This window comes from Shewanella marisflavi, from assembly GCF_023283925.1.
In the GTDB taxonomy this organism is placed as follows: Bacteria; Pseudomonadota; Gammaproteobacteria; order Enterobacterales; family Shewanellaceae; genus Shewanella; species Shewanella marisflavi.
In genome coordinates, this window is sequence record NZ_JAKIKX010000002.1 from 74,927 (window position 1) to 96,023 (window position 21,097).

The window sequence follows — 21,097 nt, forward strand, 5'->3', positions numbered from 1 at the left end:
TGCAAGTGGGGGATTATACTGGGCTTACTTTTGCAACGCTTTGAAGCGAATTGCGGTACCGCCGCTGCTGGCGAGCTTGAGGGTCAGATGTTGCTGGCTGTCAACCTTCTGACTTTCAATCACATAGTCATAGGGATTGCTGCGCCAATTGGCCTTGTCGCCATCACGGTAGATCTCTGCCAGGTAGCTTGTTCCTGGGGTGAGAAAGTCAAGTGGGATGCTTACCACACGGGCGGTATCATCTGTGATAGCCCCTAGGTACCAATCTTCCCCCTTGCTCTTTCCGCCGCGTTCCTGACGGGCAAAGACCACATATTCACCGACTTCACCGGCCAGAGCGATGCTGCGCTGCCAATCGGTTGGGACATCCTGAATGAACTTAAAGGCATCGGGATGCTTTTTGTAGTTGCGCGGCAGGTCGGCCGCCATCTGGATTGGGCTGTAGAGTACCACGTACAGGGCAAGCTGCTTAGTCAGCGTGGTTTGTACCCGGTTGACGGCATCTAACCCTTTAGGTGCCAAGTCGAAGATCCCTGGCGTAAAGTCCATCGGACCTGCCAGCATGCGGGTGTAGGCAAGTGTGGTGGTATGAGATGGATTGTTGGGCGGCGTGCCCCAGGCGTTAAACTCTTGTCCGCGGGCGCCTTCGCGGCTGATCCAGTTTGGATAGGTGCGGCGCAGACCTGTGTCTTTAATGGGTTCGTGGGTATTGATGCTGATATGGCGCTTGGCGGCTTCGGTAACGCTATGCAGATATTCGTTTACCATAAATTGACCATCATGCCACTCGTGGCGGGTGTTCCCCTTATCGTCAACACGCTTGATATCGCCGCCATCGGCCACATAACCAGTTTTTACCTGAGTCACGCCATATTGCTGATAGAGATCGTAGGCATCACTCATCTGATTGCGGTAGTTGGTGACCGAGCCCGAGGTTTCATGGTGGCCGATAAGCCGCACCCCTTTGCTGGCGCCATAGGCGGAGATCGCCGGTAGATCGAAATCAGGGTAGGTCTGGGTAAAGCTAAACACATCACCATTATGGAACCAGCTGCCGTCCCAGCCGATGTTCCAGCCTTCGACCAGCACGCCTGCAAAACCATTGTCTGCGGCAAAGTCCATGTAGCGTTTGGTCTCGTCGGTGGTGGCGCCATGCTTGTCACCTGATCCCCAGGTCGTCTCGTTAAGGTGCATGCCCCACCAGATCCCGACATACTTGCCTGGCTCGACCCAGTCAACATCTCCCAGTTTGTTGGGTTCATTGAGATTAAGGATCAGATCTGAGTTCAGCAGTCCAGTGGCCTTATCGGCAATCTGAATGGTGCGCCAGGGCGTGGCAAAGCCCGCCTGTGTTTTCACCTTGATACCGTCAGACCATGGCGTGAGATCGGCTCTAAGTGTGCCATCACGGCGCTGATCGAGTGTCATGGCCGCATAGTCCACCAGCGCCGCCTCATGAATACTCATGTGTACCTGATTGTCCAGCTTAAAGGTGAAAGGCGTGTGTACCCGGTCAATCTGATTGAGCGGTGTCTTGTTATAAAGGTATTCGTAACGGTTCCAACCGCGGGCAGGGATCCACCAGGCGGTGGCTTTGTCAGCTTGCGGGATCACAAACTCGGTGAGTTCATTGGTGATATTGAGTTTATCCAGTGTGCCCTGCTTAGGTACCCGGTAGCGAAAGCCGATACCGTCATCAAAGGCTTTGATGTCGATAAGAAATTGATATTGGCCGTTGCTTAAGGTGGCGGTAAGGCCATTGTGTTTGTCTACTACCCATTCACGCTCGCCCCAAGGTTGCTGCCATTGGCTATCGACCTGAGTGCGCTTGATCTCGCTAATCTTAAAATCATGGCCAAATTCTCCAAGGGACTGAAACACTAGGCCGAGCTTGGACTCCTGAATAACCACTTTGTCATGAAAACTGACGCGATATTCGGGCCGCTGATTATCATCGCTTAGGCTCACGACAATCTGTTTATCTGGTGAGGCGACCGAAACGGTTTTCGCCATGGTGCTATTTGGCAGTGTCACGCCTGTGAGCGCGAGAGCCATTGCCAGTACCGATAAGCGTGGGTGGGCAGACGCCCTTGGGTGTGAAGGATTGCAAGACATTCCGTGTACCTTTTTATTCTAGGGTTTTGTTAGGGTTAAGGTGTTGCGTCAGCCATGGTAGAAGTTATAGGTAGGATGGGGCAATGTGCTGCATACGTATTCAACCTAAAGGTACGCTTGGCACATTTAGTTACCGAATTTAGCAATTTGTAGTGGAAAATAGTGCTGATTTGCCGCCACAACTTATGGCAGCATAGAGGCAGATTGCAATTGTGCAGTAACATAGAGTCGGATCAGGAAAATCATGTATCACGGAAGTTGTCTATGTGGTGGTATCAAAGTTGCCATCAGCGGCCCCATTAGTCAGATCATTCATTGCCACTGTTCTTTGTGTCGTAAATCGAGCGGCACTGCATTTGCCACTAATGGCTTTGTCGAACTGGTGGATTTTAACCTATCGGATGAAGCCGATTTCTTAGCCAGTTTTGAGTTTTCCCCTGGAAAGCGGCGTTATTTTTGTCGCCGCTGCGCCTCTCCCATTTACAGCGCCAATGAGCAGGATAGTCAGCGTATTCGTTTGCGCCTGGGCATATTGGACTCCGCGATAAGGGAGCGTCCCATCTCCCATAATTTTGTCACCTCCAAAGCTAATTGGGAGGAGATGGATGCTAAATTACCTTGGTATGAGGGTCATGAGCCTGGTAGGTAACTCTCTGCTCAGGCTCGCGGGCCAACATGAAAGCTCGCGAGCCTAAGACTCCTTTACACCTGTTAAACATGGAAAATAACAGCCTCGGCTGAATCACATAAGGAAAGGTGATGAATCACAGAAACGTTAAGGCATTACTGGGTACCGAGCTGGCAATCATTCAGGCGCCCATGGCGGGCGTACAAGATAGCAAGCTGGGCATTGCCGTTGCTAAGGCTGGTGGGCTCGGCTCTATTGCCTGCGGTATGTTAAATGCAGCGCAGATCACCTGTGAAATCCAAACCTTTAAGGCAGCATCTAGTGCGCCATTAAACCTTAATTTTTTCTGCCACCAGATGCCCAAGTGGGATGATAGGGCTCAGCAAGTCTGGCACAAGCAGCTATTACCCTATTTTCAGGAGCTTGAGATAACGGCCGAACTTGCCCCAGTGGGCGCCAGTCGCTTGCCGTTCAATCACGAGATAGCCGACGCCATAGAGCCCTTTAAACCCGAATTCATCAGCTTTCATTTTGGTTTACCTGCCAAAGATCTGCTCGATCGGGTGCGATCCTGGGGGACTAAGCTGGTCTCTAGCGCCACCACAGTGGCTGAAGCCATCTGGCTGAGTGAGCGTGGTGTCGATGGCATTATTGCCCAGGGACTGGAAGCGGGCGGCCATCGAGGCATGTTTCTCTCCAGCGACCTCAATACTCAGCTAGGGCTTGCTGCGCTGGTGCCTCAGATAGTCGACCGTGTCTCGGTGCCTGTCATAGCCGCTGGTGGCATAGGCGATGCTCGCGGCGTACAAGCCGCTTTTGCTCTGGGCGCTAGCGCCGTGCAGGTGGGTAGCGCGTACCTGTTATGCGATGAGGCCAATACCTCCAGGCTACACAGAGAGGCGATATTAGGCGCCACACCAGAAGAGACGGCACTGACGAACCTGTTTTCGGGGAGGCCAGCCAGAGGTTTGCGAAATCGAGCGATGAATGAGCTTGGCTGTTTGAGCGAACTGGCTCCCACCTTTCCCTATGCGACCCCCTTGATGGCGCAGCTTCGCCGGGAAGCTGAAGCAAGGGGAAAGGCCGACTTTACCCCGCTGTGGTGTGGTCAAAACCTTGGTGCATGTCGCCCCATCTCGGCTCAAGCGCTCACCTTGGCGCTGATGGAGCCCTAAGCGAACAAGAATCACTAAAGCAATCACAAAAAAACACAAACACAAATACTAAAAACATAAAAAAAGAGTAAATCGAATGCAGACAATAGATGACCGACAGAAAGTGGCTTTCAGCCAAATAGAGCAGGAGAATAGCGAGTTGGTCGACGCCTTAGTTGATGGCGTGCGTCAGTACAACATTGACAAGTTGGGCAAGGAGACGAGTCAGCCACTGACGATAGTGGCCTATGACCAGGCAGGTAAATTGATTGGCGGCGTCCATGGCCGAACCATATATAAAAACTTTTTGATCCATGTGTTATGGGTCGATGACAATCGCCGCGGGGCTGGGCTTGGGCGGCAGCTGATGATCCAAGCCGAGCAGCTGGCGAAGGCAAGGGGATGTTTGCAGGCTCAGGTCGATACTCTGGAGGTTCAGGCGCCCGATTTCTATCGAAAGCTGGGATTTAACCTAGCGGGACAAGTGCCAGCCTTTGAAGGGAGTCCTGCGCGCTATTTTATGGTTAAACGCTATGATACTTCTACGTTTAAAGGTGATGATACTTAAGCTTTTTTGATTGAGCTTTTTGGGATTAAACTATTTGGAACTAGGCCATTTTGGATTAGGGAAAAGTAAGTCAAAACAATACAAGGATGAATAATGAAACCCACTCTACTGATTGCCACCTTCTTTACCTTAGGTTTAGCCGCGTGTAGCCATACCAATAGCAGTACCAACACACCATCTGAACAAGCGCCAACGACTGAGACCTTGGCGGTGTTAAATCCTGTCGAGATTGGGGCCGATAACCTTTCTGCCTATTGGCAGGCAAAACCGACAAAGCCTGTCAAACGATATGGTCGCCCTAACTGGTTACCCAAAGGCGCTGGAAAATTCAGTTACCATGTGTTGATTGATGAACAGGGCCAAGAGGTCAGCAAGACGCTGGTTAGCTCGACCCCCGAAGGCTGGATGAGCCAGGCTAAGCTAGATAAGATGCCAAAGGCAAGCTATGTCGCTAGCGAGACTAACCCTGAACATAAGCCAGTTAAAGTCTTGATGACGGCTGAAGTCATTCGTATGGCGGGCAAGAGATGAAGTTGGTGGCATTGAAAGATAAAGGTTTATTGTTTGTCGGCAGAGTTCTTGCCGCGCTTGTATTGGCGTTGAGTGTAACGCTTTCGGTATCGGCGAATGATGCGCAGCTCAGTCAGGCTTTCGAGCAAAGGCAGAGTCAGCTGCAGATCCAAGGGCAAGGAGAGGTGGTGCGTCTACTTGCGGACGACACTCAAGGGAGTAAGCATCAAAGATTTATTTTGCGGCTGGCCAGTGGGCAAACCTTGCTGGTGGCGCACAATATCGATCTGGCGCCACGTATTGAGGATCTAAAGGTTGGCGATCGTGTGGGGTTCTATGGGGTCTATGAGTGGAATGCCAAGGGCGGCGTGATCCATTGGACTCATGATGATCCTAAAGGTCAGCACATAGATGGATGGCTCACCCATGGCGGTCGGCGCTATCAATAGCCAAGTCTGTTAATAGCTAAGCCAACGAATAGCCAAGTTAATTAATCGATTGGGTCCAAGTTTGGGCCATAATTAACTGGTTTTGTGCTTGGCTAACCAGAGTTTCCTAACCATTGTTTCCTTATCATTGTTTCCTAATCATTGCTTCTTAACAAATCTTGGTTAATCAGGAGCGCTAAAAGTCTAGCTGGTTTCCAAGCCGGGCTTTGTCACTAGTTGTGTAGGGGATCTGGTGATCTTGTCCGGCCGTATGTCATACAGAGAAGCCCTTGAGAGCAACTCGAACTTGTGATTGATCGTTAGAAAGCTCTCTACCAGTTTCGGGTCGAAGTGACTACCTTTGCCTTCGAGGATTATCTCTAGCGCTTCTTGGTGGCTAAAAGGTCGTTTATAACAGCGTGGTGAGGTCAGGGCGTCATACACATCCACTAAAGCCACTATTCGGGCGGAGAGTGGGATAGCTTCGCCCGATATTCTCTTTGGATAACCGCTACCGTCCCATCTTTCATGGTGCCCGCCCGCAATATCTCGTCCCATCTTTATAAAACGGCACTGCGGCGCATAATTGAGCAAGCTTTCCAGAACATTGGCGCCGATAACCGGGTGTGCCTTAATCTGCTCAAATTCCTCCTCGGTTAGGCGCCCTGGCTTTAACAATATCGCATCGGCAATGCCAACCTTGCCGATATCATGGACGATCGACGATAGAGAGATCTCCTGAATAAACTCATCGGTCAGCTCCTCAGGCGCATCTTCATCCTTTTGCCTTTGACTCGCCAGTATCTTGGCATAGTGCTGCATGCGAATAAGATGATCGCCGGTTTCGTTGTCTCGATATTCAGCTAATTTGGCCAGCCCCATTACTGTGGCTCGGCGCGAGGCTAAGGTAGAACGTAGCGATTGGGTGAGTTTTCCCAATAAGAAGGCGGTCGATTGGGTCACAATGGCGTTGGTGACAATAAAATTGATCGCGACCACAAACCAGATGCCAGTATTGTAACCTTGGGTCAGAGGCCAGCTAAACCATTGCTGTTGAAAGGCTAAGCCGATTGCCAATAGCGCCGCGGCGTTAAGCAACTGAGCATAAAGACTGGCGCGCTTGCCGATCAGTATGCTGGTGAGCGGGGCAAATATGAACAACCAGAAAAAGCCCGCACCCGTTGGGCCAATGGTGATCAGAAAGGCAACCCCTATGATAAAGAACATGATACAGCCGATGCAGTAGCGGCTTTGCTCACTTAACCCCTTAGCGAGCAGTATGTAGAGGAGTAACAGGTAAGCCAGGGTGTCAAACGCCGCCATGCTTAGCAGCCCCATCTGGATACAGAGGTAGATGCTGCTGAGGTATACCGGCACGCATAAGATGGCCAAGAGTCCAAATAGGCGTTTAAAGATCAACTCGCGCCATAGGGGAAGGGTATCGTTGAGATCATTGTGCTGTGAAAGTGAGAAAAAGTGCCCAGTCATAGTCAATCCTTTGCCATGCCAGAAGTGGGGCTAAATGCCGAGTTCCTACTACATTATTACCTTATCAGCTAGAAAAGAGCTAATTAACCTTTCGCTAAACTTGATCTTTCCTACGAAAATGTGACAGGTGGCATGCTTGAAAGGGGAGCTGAGTCTTTATGACTAGTGGTTTAGTCGCCTAACTACAAACCGCAATCTTGCTATTAAAGGTTTACCTTGCGGCTGACTACTACTGCAACACCGTGACGGAAATGGGCGTAACTAATAAATTTGTAATATCTTTCAGTATAATAGAGGGGGTAATTTTTAGGCAATTAAAGCTGACTATGGTGTAGGTAGTGCTATGCTGAACTTACCCGCTAAATGATGGCGAATGACTCAAGGGAATATATATGGGAACTATCAGGTTGAATCCTATTATTTTGGGATTGTTGGGAATGGTGTTGGCGCCAGCGTTTGCAGCAAATGATGACATGGTCAGTGATAGTGGAGAAAAACCTGGTGCTGCCAATGAGCCGAGTTCATTAGTGCCTAATTTAAAGGAAAACCAAGCCCCTTTAACTGTCAACAAAGGCAATTTTGTTGCCGCGCCAATTCCGTTTTCAAATCCCACCATTGATTCAGGTTTAGGTGGTGTGGTTGGTTATTTTTATCCCCAAACCGCTGAGCAAAAATCAGTTCAACCGCCATCAGTTACCGGGGTAGCGGGTTTTTACTCTAGCAATAAAAGTTGGGGCGCCGCAGTTGGCCACGCCAGTTATTGGGATAATAATAACTGGCATTTAAAAGGCGGAGTCGCCTATGCCGACCTTAAGTTGCCACTGGTATCAAGCGAGTTACTCGGCGTACCCCTTGATGTCGATTGGGACATTACCGGTTACGGCGCATTGTTAGAATTAGAGCGACGTATTAGTGGCAACTGGTTTGTCGGTGTTAATGGCATTTTCATTGATTTTGAACAAGATTTTAATGTAGACATCAGTTCGATCCATTTTGATTTACGCAACGAAATCGTCTCTGCTGGGCTGGGGGCAGGGATCATTTATGACACCCGTGATGTGCCGACAAACCCCTACGATGGCTACTATTTCAAGCTTAATGGCACAGTGTTTAATGACGCCATTGGTAGTGATACTGACTTTGAATCTTATTCTTTAGAGTTTGATGGTTACTTCCCGGTTAATGAATCTGTCACGGTTGCCTATAAATTAAAAGGGTGTCTAAAAGAGGGCGATGTACCCTTATGGGCCGCCTGTCGCTTAGGTCTGCGTGGTTTTTCTTCAACTGAATACATGGCGTTAGGCTCGGTAGAAACTGAGGCAGAAGCCCGTTGGCGTTTTCATAAACGTTGGGGATTGGTCGGTTTTGTTGGCGCAGGTAAGTTGGATGATGTAAATCACGTGGATAAATCCAATGATGTTATTCCGTCATACGGTATTGGTTTGCGTTTTATGCTGCAACCGGCCGAGCGAATTAACTTACGTTTAGATTATGCGCGTTCATCCAATAGCAATGATGCGCTTTATTTATCGGTCGGAGAGGCTTTTTAGCCTAGCTGAGTCAGGAGAAAGCCTAGACTCGTAAACAGCATAGGCGACAGGCTAATGACCAGGCTGCTAGCATAGCGGCGGGAAAGTCTTTGTCTGGCAAACCATTAAGTCTTATTTGAGTTATGTCGTGCTAGTCTTAGTAGTTAGCTCTGTTATACTAGCGCGCCTAAATTGCCTGTCGCCTGGCTCGGCGTCTGCATTTAGCCCTTCTTAGCCACCATTAGAGAGTACACATGACCTTTGCCAACCTTGGCCTGCCGGCCACCTTGTTATCCAATCTAGCCGAACTTGGGTATCAGCAAGCTACACCTATTCAGCAGGAAGCGATTCCGTTGGCGCTCAAGGGGAAAAACCTGATCGCGGCGGCGCAGACCGGCAGTGGTAAGACGGCCAGTTTTGTGTTGCCCATGTTGTCCAAGCTTATGCAAGGTGAGACTCAGCGTAAGAAGCGCGCCCGAGCCATCATTTTAGCGCCGACTCGCGAACTAGTGAGTCAGGTAAATGGCCGAATTAGCGAGTATGGTAAAGGTTCTGGTTTGGTCTCTATGGCCATCTATGGTGGCGTCGATGCCGCGGCGCAAAAACAGCAGTTGATAGAAGGGGTCGATATCGTGGTGGCGACGCCCGGACGTCTGCGGGATCTCTATACCCAAAGAGCGATTCGCTTCGATGAAGTTGAGTTCTTGGTGCTCGATGAAGCCGACCGCATGTTGGATATGGGCTTTATTGAAGATATTACTAAGATCATCGATACCCTGCCCGAAGAGAGACAAAACCTGCTGTTTTCTGCCACCTTGTCACGTCCGGTCCGAGAACTAGCAAAACAGGCGGTACCTAAGGCGATCCACCTGTCGGTGACTAGAAATGAAGAGAGTCAACCTGATATTGAGCAGTGGATCACCACAGTCGACAAGGATAAGAAGTCGGCGCTGCTTAGCCAGCTGATCAAAGAGAATGCCTGGCCTCAGGCACTGATCTTTATCGAGACCAAACATGGCGCCGCCAAGCTGGTGAGTCAGCTAGAGAAGCGGGGGATTCAGGCGGAGTGTATTCACAGCGGCCGCACTCAGGCGGTACGTGAGCAGATCCTGGCTGATTTTAAGGCCGGTAAGATCGCCTATCTTATCTCGACCGGGATCTCGGCGCGCGGTATCGATATCGATAACCTGCCACTGGTGATTAACTATGACCTGCCGTTTCCTGCGGACGAATATGTGCATCGTATCGGACGTACCGGCCGCGCTGGTGCCAAGGGGGAGGCGATCTCCCTGGTATCAAAAGATGACTTTAAGAACCTCTGCATGATTGAGAGTCGTCTCGATCATCTACTCGAGCGCCGTGAAATTGAGGGCTTTGCGCCAAGAAAGCCTGTACCAATCTCAATTCTCAATTATGTGCCTAAGGCCAGGCGTGAGCAGCAAGGTGAAAAGGGGCCTGATGCATCAACCAGCCGGGGTGAGAAGGTCCAAGATAAGGCAAGAGAGGATAAGCGCAGCGAGGTTAAGCCTAGCGGACAGTCTAAGCCTCAAGCTAAGGCATCATCCTATAAAGGTAATTTTACAGACAAGAGCATTAGGCCTGCTAAAGCTAAATCAGCAGCGCCTGATGACGGTGGGAAAGATCAAAATTCGGAGCGTAAGGTTGAACAAAAGCCAGCCTTTAATCCTTGGACGGATAGCAGGCCTCCGAAGGAGTAAGGTTAAAATAGAAAGCCCTCTAGTCGAGGGCTTTTTTGTGGCAGGTGGTTTTGTTATCTGCGCTGCGTAGATGTTTTAGGGGGTATTGAAGGTCAAACCTTCACTGTGATTTATCGCCTGCCCGGTGGGGGGATGTGCTGATACGCCTCTAACACTTAGTTCGTCTGACTTACATGGATGTTGGAAAGGGAATTGAAGGTCAAACCTTCCCTGTGATTTATCGCCTGCCCGGCGGGGGAATCTGCTGATACGCCTCTAACACTTAGTTCGTCTGACTTACATGGATGTTGGAAAGGGAATTGAAGGTCAAACCTTCACTGTGATTTATCGCCTGCCCGGCGGGGGAATGTGCAGATACACCTGTGACACGCTGTGCGCCATCCATGGCCGCTCTGCGGTTTCATCCCTGAAACCGAAGGTCACCGGCGTATCTACACTGGTATCTAAATGTCTCTTCGATTTGGCCGCATACTTAATTGCTGGAAACAACGAAGAGCAGTAACTTTGGCGCTTTTATGTAAAGTCTCGCTTTCTATGAGCACTTAGCAGTTGTTATCACATAAAAATCAATGCTAAGTTGTTGGCATTGAATTGACTATTTTCCTGTCAGTATTAGAAACGCATTAGTTTGTGATTGGGTTTTATTTGAAGTCTTAGTAATACATTTGATGGTGAAATCATTATTAGTTAAAGGTAAAGATTTAAGTCCATGCAAGCAAACGTAGTTTAGATGTTTATTACTTCCCACAAACATTGTGGTGAAAAATTTATGCGTTGATAAAGCACTTTTAAGGTATCAATATGTTAAGCACTATATGACATGGATAGCATGAAGACACTTCAACAAAAAAATGATGAACATTTAAGATTGGTTGCTAAAGAAAGGCATAGTGTTTTTCTGGTAGCTTTATCCCTAATCCCCATATTTGTCATTTTTAGCTACGATTTATATCAGTGGTTCATAGGTGGTGATTCGCTTGGCCATCATGCTGCTTCAATCACTTTGGGTACTTTAATTTTTGCCTTGCCGATTATGATTATGGGACAAATGCTTATTGCTCCCAATTGGTTAAAGTTACTGTTATATGTAGCCCTTCAATTATTGTTTACGTCATTATGGTTCATTGAGGGTTTATTATGGGTTGCTGTAATTCCAGTGGTTATAACTTTTGGTATTCTACAGTACCAACTTCCTGAGATTAGAAAGAGAGTGGAGCAGAATAAAAATGCCACTTAACAAGCCACTGAGTTAGGGTTCATCAAGGCTGTTCTACCTTTTGCAGTGTATATCGTAGGGTGTAACAAAGCTTACTAGTTAGTGTGAGACGTCAAAAAAAGGAATTTAAATGACAGTCTTGACTATGTTTTTACTTGTCATTCTTGCGTCTGGGTGTGCTTCAAAACCACAAGTTGACGATCAATCTTCTCAAAAGATCACAATAACGGGTACTAGAATAGAGCGGTCCGAAATGCCGCCAGGGCCAAAACTGACGATGAGATTAAATAAGCAAAATGGGTCTAGTAACTTTATGCAGGCTTTAGCGCGCTTACAGAGTCTTCCGCAACCCAAAGATATAGGTGACTGCAAAGGCTTACTGTCGGCTTTAACTGAAAGCAACTTAGCAATGCGCATAGTGGACAAAAATAATGTCGTTTTAGAGAGTGAACATGGTCTCTATCAATATTCTTTTGATGACAATAGTTGCCCGAGCGACGAAACATAGCAATCCAATTAAAACACAAGTTCTGCTTGGAGGCGCATCTCCACATCAAGCAACAAGCGCAAAAAAGCGAGCAGTTTGAGTATGCGGGGGTTGTACTTAATGACTACTCGCTTTGATATTTTGCAATTACCAGCCTACGCGGTTATTTATCTCCGACAAGGAGCACCTTAGATTCCAGTGGGGCTAGGGTCAGTGTGACTTGGGCTCCCTTTGCCGATAGTGTCAGCGGTGTTGTTGGCTTCTTATCACTTAGCATCTCTTTAAGCGGGTAAGTGCCGGGATTGAGTTGCCATTGGTTAACCAAGGTTTCAGGTAGTGCTAGTGTCAGGCTTTTTGTCTCAGTGGATGAGAAGTTGCTGACGATGATCAGCTTTTGCGTCTCGTCGAAGCGACTGAAGGCAAATAGATCTGTGTCATAACCCTTCTCTTGCGCGAGATTGGCCTTGTGCAGATCGCCATACTCACCGCTTAGGGCGCTGAGGCTGTGGCTAAGGTTTAGTAGCTTGGCGTAGTAAGCTCGCAGGCTCAACTCTTCTTCTGATGACTGACCGCCGTCAAATTTACCCATGTTCATAAAGCGCTGGTGGGCGGGCACACCAATATAATCGAAGATACTGGTGCGACTTGGCTTGCCAAAGCCTGCATCTTCACTGCCATCTTCGCCGACTTCCTGGCCAAAATAGATCAGAGTAGGTGCCCGGCTCAGGGTAGTGGATACCACCATGGCTGGGAGTGCCTTGGTGGGATCGCCAGCAAACTCCGGGCTGGCGATACGCTGCTCATCGTGGTTCTCCAAAAAGTGCAGCATATGCTCGGCGATGTCCGCAACACTTTTACGATCGCGCTCGATCGCCTGGGTGTCCGCCTTACCCTGAATGATCGCCTTGAGGCTGTCATAGAGCCCAACTTTGTCGTAGAGATAGTCCATCTTGCCAAGGTGAATATAGTCGCGATAACGACTCGGGGTGTAGACCTCGGCCAGAAGTAGGGCATCGGGATTGGTGTGCTTGATATGGCTATTCAGATAGCTCCAGAAGGCTACGGGTACCATCTCGGCCATATCGAAACGAAAGCCGTCTACGCCTTTGTCGAGCCAGTATTGGGCTATCTGGTTAAACTTATGCCAGGCGCCTGGGATCTCGCTGTCAGGCACCTGTTGCCAGAAGGCGTAGTGCTCAGCAACAGACTTCGTCTCATAGCCTGAGGGCAGCTGCGGGTAGTCGATGCGGCCGTCTGGCGTGATGCCATAGTTGATCTTTACTGTCTCATACCAGTCGTTGGCATCTGGCTGGGCGGCGCGGGCGCCGTTACCTGTCCATTTGGCGGGAAACTCATCAAACTTACCATCAGCCTGGGGATGGGACTCGCCGCCAAGGGGCTTTATCTCATCTGAAAGCAAGGGCACCTTGAAGGGAGTGTCGACCACATAGTAAAAGTCGTTGTGCTTCGCATAACTGACTTGGGTATTGTCATCTGCGCCGAAGTCTCTGACGCCTTTTGGCGCCGATAGCGATTTATAATGACGCGCCACATGGTTGGGCACTATGTCTATGATCACTTGCATGCCCGCCTCATGAGTTCGTGCAATAAGGGCTTCGAACTCCTGCAGACGCTTGGCGGGATCGTCTGCCAGATCCGGGTTGACATTATAGTAGTCTTTTACCGCGTAGGGAGAGCCTGCACGCCCCTTGACCACATCGGGATCATCATTGTCTATGCCGTATTGGGTATAATCACCCACCAAGGCATGGTGTGGGATCCCTGTATACCAGATGTGGCTTGCTCCTAATGACTTTATGCTATCAAGTGCCGCCGGGGTAAAGTCACTGAATTTACCGACACCATTTTGCGCTTTGGTGCCCCATGGAATATTGGCGGTTTGAGTGTTACCAAACAAACGGGTGAAGACCTGATAGATCACAGGCTTTTCACTCCTAACAAAAGCTTGCTGTGGCCCAGCAGTTGTTTGAGGCACAACGGCGTGCTGAGCGCCAAGTTCAGGCTGCAACGCCGATGGCAGCGCCGCCACCTGCGCCGATAACAGCAGTGCAGCGCTACTCAGTAGCAGTTGATAGGGCTGCTTGCAGCGTTTAACTAATGCATGTGTGGGCATCAATTGGTTTCCTCTATGGCAAGCAGGGTAACCCCTTGGCCGTTAAGTGTTAGTGTTTTCCCAAGTGCGACGGTCTCGCCACTGATCACATTGCGGGCACTGCCAGCGCTTGCGAGCAGATCGCGGTAGCGGACGAGGGGAAGCGTTACTGGTTTATCGTTTTTGTTGTACACCACCATGAGGCGCGCCTTGTCACTGCAATCTTGTTTGGCGCAGCGCATCTGCACATACACGCCATCTTGGGGCACATAGTGACGCAGCCCGCCATTGTGAATAAAGTCTGCCTGTTTGCGGTAATTTAGTAAGCTTCGGGTAAAGCTCAGCATAGAGGCTTGGTCATCACTTAGTCCTTTGTTATCAAAAACAGAGACAGCATCATCTTGCCACCCGCCAGGGAAATCAGAGCGTGTGATGCCGTCATTACGATCCTTAGTGGGACTTTGCATCAAAATTTCTGAGCCATAAAATATCTGTGGAATACGGTTACTGGTCAGCACATAGGCCAGGGCCATCTTAGTGAGGGCCAGATTGTCGCCTAGCAGGCTGTAGAGGCGGTTGGTGTCATGGTTACCCTCGAACAGTACCAGTTGGGTTGGGTCCGCATAGACCACATCGTTGGCCAGAAATTCGTATAGGTGTATCAGGCCTTCGCTCCAGCCTTCCTCTTCGCTAAGCGCTTTAAGCAGGGTTTCATATAGTGGAAAGTCCATCAGGCTGGGCAGCGCCGAGCGATAGCCATCTTTATTGTTCTTGCCTTTTTGCCAGTAAGAGATGGTGATCGGGTTACCCGTCCACTCTTCGCCGACAATGTTAAAGTGTGGATATTCGGCCATGATGGCCTGGGTCCAATCTACCAGAAACGCCTTGTCGGCGTAGGAGTAGGTGTCTTCGCGGATACCGCTTAGGTGACCATGCTCTACCCACCAGATGCTGTTTTGGATCAGATAATTAGCCAGAAGTGGTTGGCGCTGATTAAGGTCAGGCATCGACTCGACAAACCAGCCATCAGTGAACTCCTGTGTGTCCTTGTCTACAGAATAGGGGTCTTGTAAGGTTGTGCGTCTGTGGCTGGTAAAGGTAAGCGCCTTCGCATTGTCCTTGCTTTTCGCTAATGGAGATGAAGGCCGGTTGACCCAGTCGTTGGTCGGCAGATCTTGCATCCACCAGTGGTTAGAACCGATATGGTTAACCACCACATCGGCGATGATGCCAATGCCTTTCTCTTGTGCCTTCAGGGCTAGCTGACGATAGTCTTGATTGCTGCCAAATCTTGGGTCGATACGGTAATGGTCTGTCACTGAATAGCCATGATAGGAGTATTCGGCCTGGTTATTCTCCGTCAGCGGGTTGATCCACTGCTGCGTGACGCCGAGATCGGCCAGATAGTCCAAGCTGTTGATGATCCCCTGAATGTCACCGCCATGACGACCACCTGGGTTACTGCGATCGGCGCGCTCTATCATATCAGGATGATTGTCGTTGCCGGGATCGCCGTTGGCGAAGCGATCTGGGGTGATGAGATAGATAACATCTTTGTTGCTAAAGCCGAGGCGCTCTGCACTGCCTTTATCGCGCTTAAGGAGATCATAAGCCACGCTAATTTGCGCCTCGCCGTCTTGGTCAAATATCAGCTGAAAGGTCTGGGCCTTCGCGCCCTGGGTGTCCAGGTTGATAAACAGGTAGTTGGGGTTCTCTGTGGTTTCAACGCCTTTAAGGGCCACGCCATCGGCGGTGATGCTTACCTTGGCCTTGGCGATATTTTTGCCATAAACCATCAGCTGCAGCTGGCTATGGTGCATGTCTGCCCACCAGTTAAGGGGCTCGATACGAAGTGCTGTATCATGGTTTAAGGGAAGGGGAGCTGCCAAAGTGTGATGCGTGACTGGTGTTAACAGTATGAGTGATGTAGCAATGAGTGTGCTGGTAAACTTGCTATGAAGACGTCTCATGGGCTGTCCTTTCGCGCTTATTGGTTTCGCGCTTAAAAGTAGATTAGCGTTTGAAATTACATTAGGGCTTAAATCAGGTAGCGTTTAAGCTTAATCTGACCTTGCTGGTTTTTTATAGGGCAGATATAGAAACACCTGCTTTATTTGACTAAAGCAGGTGTTTATCAGCAATGACCTAAGATCACATAGTGTAGCTAAATCCTAGGAAGTACTGGCGACCAAAGCTTTGAATCGTACCTGTTTGATGGGTTTGACCAAAGTAAGTCTTGTTGGCTTCATCCGTTAGGTTGTTAACCTGGAACAGGAACTTAAGGCCGTTGTCCATCGCGTATGACGCCTGATAATCGAAGACTGTTTCAGCATCGAAGAAGGCCAGTTGAGATTCAACCGCAACCTGCTCAGACACATATTCACTACGATAGCGCATGCTTAAGCGAGTATCGAAACCATCTAAGGTGTAGAACAAGGTGGTATTCAACACATGCTCTGATAAGCCTGGCAGTGGTATTGATAACGATTGACCGCTTAAATCAGTTTCGAACTCAACTTCACTGTCTGAGTATGAGTAACTGCCTGTAAAGCCTAAGCCATTCAAAGCTCCGGGTAAGAAATCAAACACTTGAGTATATGCAAGCTCCACACCGCGAATGTAACCGCCGTTATCATTGTTGATTGCCGTTTGATACTGACCTTCATCTTTAACAACAGGGAACTCTACGCCGTTATCGACAATAGTGTCTGGCACGATAAAGCCCGCTTCTTCGAAGTCAAAAGGCTGAATGGTAAAGTTGTTGATGAAAGATTTAATATCTTTGTAGAACACGGCTAAAACAATCGCACCTTCAGACTCTTCAAAATAGTGCTCATACGACAGGTCATATTGATCGGCGTAGAAAGGATCCAGTAGCGGACTGGTGTTACCCCAAGCATTGTACTTCTTATAGCCAGGAGTCGACGCATCGTCATACCAAGAACCCATACCTGATTTTAGCTTGTCGATAGGTGGACGAGCCATAACCGATGCGGCGGCGAAACGGATTTGATCGTTCTGTGTCAGGTGGAAGTTTAAGTTGATTGAAGGTAGGTAGTCGGTATAAGACTTACCCACTTCGTTGCGGATATAGTCTGTGCTGACCACACCTTTCTCATCGACAATCTCTTCACCTAAACCAAAGCCAACTTGCTGCAAACCAGTGCTTGATTGGTCAGTGTTAACAACACGCAGGCCAATATTACCGGTCACAGGCAGATCGCCGATGGCAAAATCAAGGTTAGCTTGTACGTATCCAGCCAGTACATCTTCATTGACCGAACCGCTCTGGATCATGGTCCAGTTGTTTGCCCAATTAGCTGTCGGTGCAAAAGGATCTTGTCCGGTTGCGGCCAATTGTGCGTTAACCAGATCCACTGCCTTATCGAAATCGATAGCTAGGAAACTTGGGTATCCTGATAATTCACCGCCGAAATTAACGACACGTGTCATATCATCGGTAAGCGCTATTACAGGTTGATTCTCTGGGTTGGTACCAAACTCAAAGCCGTAACCCGCTTGAGAACGCTGGGCATTAAACTCACGCTGTGAATATCTCACGCCTACATCAATAGAAGAGAAGACGCTGTTGTCCAGTTGGTAGTTCAGGTCAAGTTTGTAGGCAATCAGATCGTTTTGCTGATCATATGGCCACATACCCACTTCTCTAAGACCTAATGTTGAGGTATCAGTGTAGTCTTTTGCGAAAGCGATATCCGCTGGGTTTAATCCATTAAGTTTGTAAGTAACAGACTCTGCCGATCTAACCTGATTGCCAATATCGTCATAGATAACCGCTCGGGTACCGCCGTTAACAAATTCACCGTCGGCAGAAGAGTAGCTAATGTCGGCCGCGATAGTCAGGTTTTCACCGTTATTCCATTCAATGTTGACAGCGCCAGAGGTCAGCTCAGAAAATTTAGAATCGTTGTCGTTTACCACAAATACGGCAAAGTTATCTGTGCCGTCGGTTGAAACTGTGCCGCCAACCATTGAGCCATCTTCTACGATAGCATCACTGATTTGACCATTTTTCAGTGATTTAACTCGGAAACCACGGGCAAAGTTTTCTGAATCGAACTTAGAATGGAAAATGTCGCCTTTGATGCTCCAGTTATCATTTGGTTGCCAGTGGATGGCACCCATATAACCGTCACGAGTATCGGTGCCGCCTTTCTGTTGCATCTCGAAGCCTTCACTGATGGACTCTAGATTGCCATCGCCGTTCACATCACGTCTGTCATCGTTAAAACGAAGACCAATGAACTGACTTGATACGTAAGGTTGATAAAGGTGGGCATAACCAACTGCAACACCTAGCGTTTCTTCAAGGAACTTACCTTGGTAAGAGAAGCTTAGGCGATTACCATACTCCTCAGCGTCAGACACTTCACCAGCACGGTCGTTAAAGCTACCACGGGCATTAACGGTGAAGTTGTGCTCTTTTGGTGCTTGTAGGGGATCGGCTGTTTTGAGTTCTACCGTACCGGCCACACCACCTTCGATTAGAGATGCTTTTGGTGATTTATAGACTTGCGCCTGGTTAATCAGCTCAGATGGATATTGATCGAATTCAATCGCTCGCTTACCACCTGTGGTCACTTGCTCGCGACCGTTTAAGGTTGCTGAAACAAAGTCACCGTCTAAACCACGAATATTAAGACCACTTGCCTGGCCACCGGTACGTACGGCAGTAACACCTGGCAAACGAGTAAGTGCATCGGCAATTGACTGATCTGGCAGGGCGCCTAAATCGTCAGCAGAAATAGTTTCTGATACCGTGTCAGCAAAGCGTTTGTTATTAAGCGATTTAATCACACTGGTACGAAAACCGCGTACTTCAATGACTTCAATCGATTCTTCTTGAGCCGTTGCAGTTGATTCAGTGTTAGCCACCTCATTGTCAGCTGCATAGACTTGGGTACAAACGCCAGCCGAAAGCAGGGCTAACGTGAGCAGGTTAGGTTTAAATTGAAACATCCATCTTCCCCTTTTTTCACTCTATTCATGCTGTATTACTTCTTGTGTGTGAATAAAGGGGGGTTCCCTTGTTCACAACTATATAGGTGAATGAGAGTGCTTGTTATTGTACTTGTTTCTAAGTTGTTATGTAGCAGACCCGATACTACTCTTGCACTTGTTGCTGTAACAATATTATGCATACGTATTCAAAAGTGACTCAGGCCTCATAAAGGGGATTGATTGGCCTGCTCAGGGTCACAAAATCGCCTTCAAAAATCTTACTATCTAATTGTTTTTTATGGAATACATATTGTCGCTTAAGAAGGTGCTTTGTACCTGTGGGTTTTGCATACGTATGCAGAGATGTTGAACCCGATTTCATGGATGACGTATGCTCGTTTCATTCTAATAACAATTGTTCGTCGACAACGATTGGGTAACAGGTATGCAACCCAGAGGCTTTACAGTCTTTAATATAGTCGTTGATGACATAGGGGCGATAATGAACCAACTCTCCTGGTGGCGCGGCGCCGTCATCTATCAGATCTATCCTCGCAGCTTAATGGACTCTAACGGCGATGGCGTTGGCGATCTTCAGGGTATCATCAGTAAGCTGGACTACATTGCCAGTTTGAATGTCGATGCCATCTGGATCTCACCTTTCTTTAAGTCGCCGATGAAAGATTTTGGCTACGACATCAGTGACTACCGTGCCATCGACCCACTGTTTGGCACCATGAATGACTTCGATGAGTTGATCGACAAGGCGCATCGCCTGGGTATTAAGGTGATTATCGACCAGGTGTTAAGCCACACCTCAGATCAACACGCTTGGTTTAGCGAGAGTCGCGAAAGTCGCGATAATGCAAAACAGGACTGGTATGTCTGGGTCGATCCTAAAGAAGATGGCACAGCGCCCAATAACTGGTTGGCTATTTTCGGTGGCTGCGCCTGGGAGTGGGAGCCACGTCGTCAGCAATACTATCTGCATAACTTCCTAGCCAGTCAGCCAGATCTTAACTTCCATAATCCTGAAGTCCGTCAGGCCGTGCTGGACAATGTTAAGTTCTGGCTAGACAAGGGCGTCGACGGCTTCCGCTTGGATGCGATCACCTTCTGTTACCACGATGAGCAGCTTAGAGACAATCCAGCTAAGCCAGCGGACAAGCGTCAGGGCAGGGGCTTTAGTGAAGATAACCCTTATGCCTATCAGTATCACTACTACAATAATACGCGTCCGCAGACCGTTGGCTTTATCGAGGAGCTGCGGGCACTGATTGATCAATATCCTGGTGTGGTTACATTAGGCGAGGTTTCGTCTGAAGACTCGCTTTCGACCATGGCTGAGTATACTCAGGGCGAAGAGCGGCTGCATATGGCCTATAGCTTTGAGCTGCTCACCGATGACTTTAGTCCTGGCTATATCCGCCAGACGGTAGAGGAACTGGAACAAAGCATAGGTGATGGCTGGCCTTGTTGGGCCATTGGTAATCACGATGTTCAGCGGGTTGCCACCCGTTGGGGGCGAGAAGCCTTTAATGGTGATATGGCCAAGATGCTTAATGGTTTGCTCTGTTCACTACGCGGCAGTGTCTGCAGCTATCAAGGGGAAGAGCTGGGGTTAGACGAAGTAGAAATTGCCTATGAGCAGCTGCAAGATCCGTTTGGTATCACCTTCTGGCCTATGTTTAAGGGACGTGATGGTTGTCGTACTCCTATGCCGTGGCAACATGACGCCGCTCATGCCGGCTTTAGCCCTAATACGCCTTGGTTGCCCGTTCCCCAAAGTCATAAAGCCTTGGCGGTGGATCTTCAGGATGCCGAGCCTACATCGATTTTAAATCACTACCGTCATATGTTGGCCTGGCGTAAACTGCATCCGATATTGGTCACGGGTGATATCAAATTTATCGATGCAACCGATGAAATTTTGCTATTTGAGCGCACCTTAGACGACAAGACGCTCTTGGTTGCCTTTAACTTAAGCAATCAGCCACAAGCCTATAGGCTATCCGAAGCCTGTGAACTGACACCGCTTGATGGACATGGGCTGCCGAATGCCGAGTGGCAAGCGCCGCAAATTCATTTCGAGGCCTTTGGTTGCTTCTATGGGTGGAAGCAGTAGGCGCTGGATGCAGTAAACTTTGATTGAAAATTTTAACAACAAAAATAACTGAGAAC

General features: G+C 48.8%; 15 protein-coding genes. 10 read left to right on the plus strand and 5 right to left on the minus strand.

The features are described from left to right. Nucleotides 1-24: 24 nt before the first annotated feature. Nucleotides 25-2,115, minus strand: coding sequence for a glycoside hydrolase family 97 protein (locus L2712_RS05195; RefSeq protein WP_428848609.1), 2,091 nt, complete (start codon nt 2,113-2,115; stop codon nt 25-27). A gap of 244 nt (nt 2,116-2,359) precedes the next feature. Between L2712_RS05195 and L2712_RS05200 the strand changes: the two genes are divergently transcribed. The 5 genes from L2712_RS05200 to L2712_RS05220 all read left to right on the plus strand — a co-directional run bounded on the left by L2712_RS05200 (nt 2,360) and on the right by L2712_RS05220 (nt 5,424). After that, nucleotides 2,360-2,764 (plus strand): GFA family protein, encoded by a 405-nt coding sequence (locus L2712_RS05200; RefSeq protein WP_088904693.1) that lies wholly within the window; start codon nt 2,360-2,362, stop codon nt 2,762-2,764. 110 nt (nt 2,765-2,874) lie between these two features. Next, on the plus strand, nt 2,875-3,918 hold the full coding sequence (locus tag L2712_RS05205; RefSeq protein WP_248977101.1) for an NAD(P)H-dependent flavin oxidoreductase: 1,044 nt from the start codon (nt 2,875-2,877) through the stop codon (nt 3,916-3,918). A gap of 103 nt (nt 3,919-4,021) precedes the next feature. Continuing rightward, on the plus strand, nt 4,022-4,465 hold the full coding sequence (locus L2712_RS05210) for a GNAT family N-acetyltransferase (RefSeq protein ID WP_248977392.1): 444 nt from the start codon (nt 4,022-4,024) through the stop codon (nt 4,463-4,465). 93 nt (nt 4,466-4,558) lie between these two features. Next, nucleotides 4,559-4,996: a hypothetical protein gene (locus L2712_RS05215; protein ID WP_248977102.1), complete on the plus strand. Its 438-nt coding sequence runs from the start codon at nt 4,559-4,561 to the stop codon at nt 4,994-4,996. Next, nucleotides 4,993-5,424, plus strand: coding sequence for a DUF3465 domain-containing protein (locus L2712_RS05220; RefSeq protein WP_248977103.1), 432 nt, complete (start codon nt 4,993-4,995; stop codon nt 5,422-5,424). Before L2712_RS05215 ends, L2712_RS05220 begins: the two co-directional genes overlap by 4 nt. Before the next feature lie 183 nt (nt 5,425-5,607). Here L2712_RS05220 and L2712_RS05225 read toward each other — a convergent pair whose 3' ends face one another. After that, nucleotides 5,608-6,891 carry an HD-GYP domain-containing protein gene (locus L2712_RS05225; RefSeq protein WP_248977104.1) on the minus strand — a complete coding sequence of 428 codons (1,284 nt, stop codon included), beginning with the start codon at nt 6,889-6,891 and terminating at the stop codon, nt 5,608-5,610. Nucleotides 6,892-7,283: 392 nt separating this feature from the next. On the opposite strand from L2712_RS05225, the gene L2712_RS05230 reads away from it, so the two are divergent. From L2712_RS05230 to L2712_RS05245, 4 genes are all read left to right on the plus strand, one after another. After that, a complete protein-coding gene (locus L2712_RS05230; RefSeq protein WP_248977105.1) occupies nt 7,284-8,441 on the plus strand; it encodes a BamA/TamA family outer membrane protein in 1,158 nt (385 codons plus the stop codon). A 233-nt stretch (nt 8,442-8,674) separates the two neighbouring features. Then, nucleotides 8,675-10,138 carry a DEAD/DEAH box helicase gene (locus L2712_RS05235; protein WP_248977106.1) on the plus strand — a complete coding sequence of 488 codons (1,464 nt, stop codon included), beginning with the start codon at nt 8,675-8,677 and terminating at the stop codon, nt 10,136-10,138. Nucleotides 10,139-10,967: 829 nt separating this feature from the next. Continuing rightward, entirely contained in the window at nt 10,968-11,375 is a 408-nt protein-coding gene (locus L2712_RS05240) for a hypothetical protein (protein ID WP_140946898.1), read from the plus strand. Nucleotides 11,376-11,484: 109 nt separating this feature from the next. Continuing rightward, nucleotides 11,485-11,862 (plus strand): hypothetical protein, encoded by a 378-nt coding sequence (locus L2712_RS05245; RefSeq protein WP_248977107.1) that lies wholly within the window; start codon nt 11,485-11,487, stop codon nt 11,860-11,862. A gap of 142 nt (nt 11,863-12,004) precedes the next feature. Here the strand turns inward: L2712_RS05245 and L2712_RS05250 are convergent, their stop codons facing one another. The 3 genes from L2712_RS05250 to L2712_RS05260 all read right to left on the minus strand — a co-directional run bounded on the left by L2712_RS05250 (nt 12,005) and on the right by L2712_RS05260 (nt 18,934). Beyond that, on the minus strand, nt 12,005-13,975 hold the full coding sequence (locus L2712_RS05250) for an alpha-amylase family glycosyl hydrolase (protein WP_248977108.1): 1,971 nt from the start codon (nt 13,973-13,975) through the stop codon (nt 12,005-12,007). Continuing rightward, nucleotides 13,975-15,924, minus strand: coding sequence for a glycoside hydrolase family 13 protein (locus tag L2712_RS05255; protein WP_248977109.1), 1,950 nt, complete (start codon nt 15,922-15,924; stop codon nt 13,975-13,977). Before L2712_RS05255 ends, L2712_RS05250 begins: the two co-directional genes overlap by 1 nt. 181 nt (nt 15,925-16,105) lie before the next feature. Next, a complete protein-coding gene (locus L2712_RS05260) occupies nt 16,106-18,934 on the minus strand; it encodes a TonB-dependent receptor (protein WP_088904683.1) in 2,829 nt (942 codons plus the stop codon). A 484-nt stretch (nt 18,935-19,418) separates the two neighbouring features. Between L2712_RS05260 and L2712_RS05265 the strand changes: the two genes are divergently transcribed. Next, nucleotides 19,419-21,041, plus strand: a complete 1,623-nt coding sequence (locus tag L2712_RS05265; protein WP_248977110.1) for an alpha-glucosidase family protein — start codon at nt 19,419-19,421, stop codon at nt 21,039-21,041. The last annotated feature ends 56 nt before the right edge of the window (nt 21,042-21,097 follow it).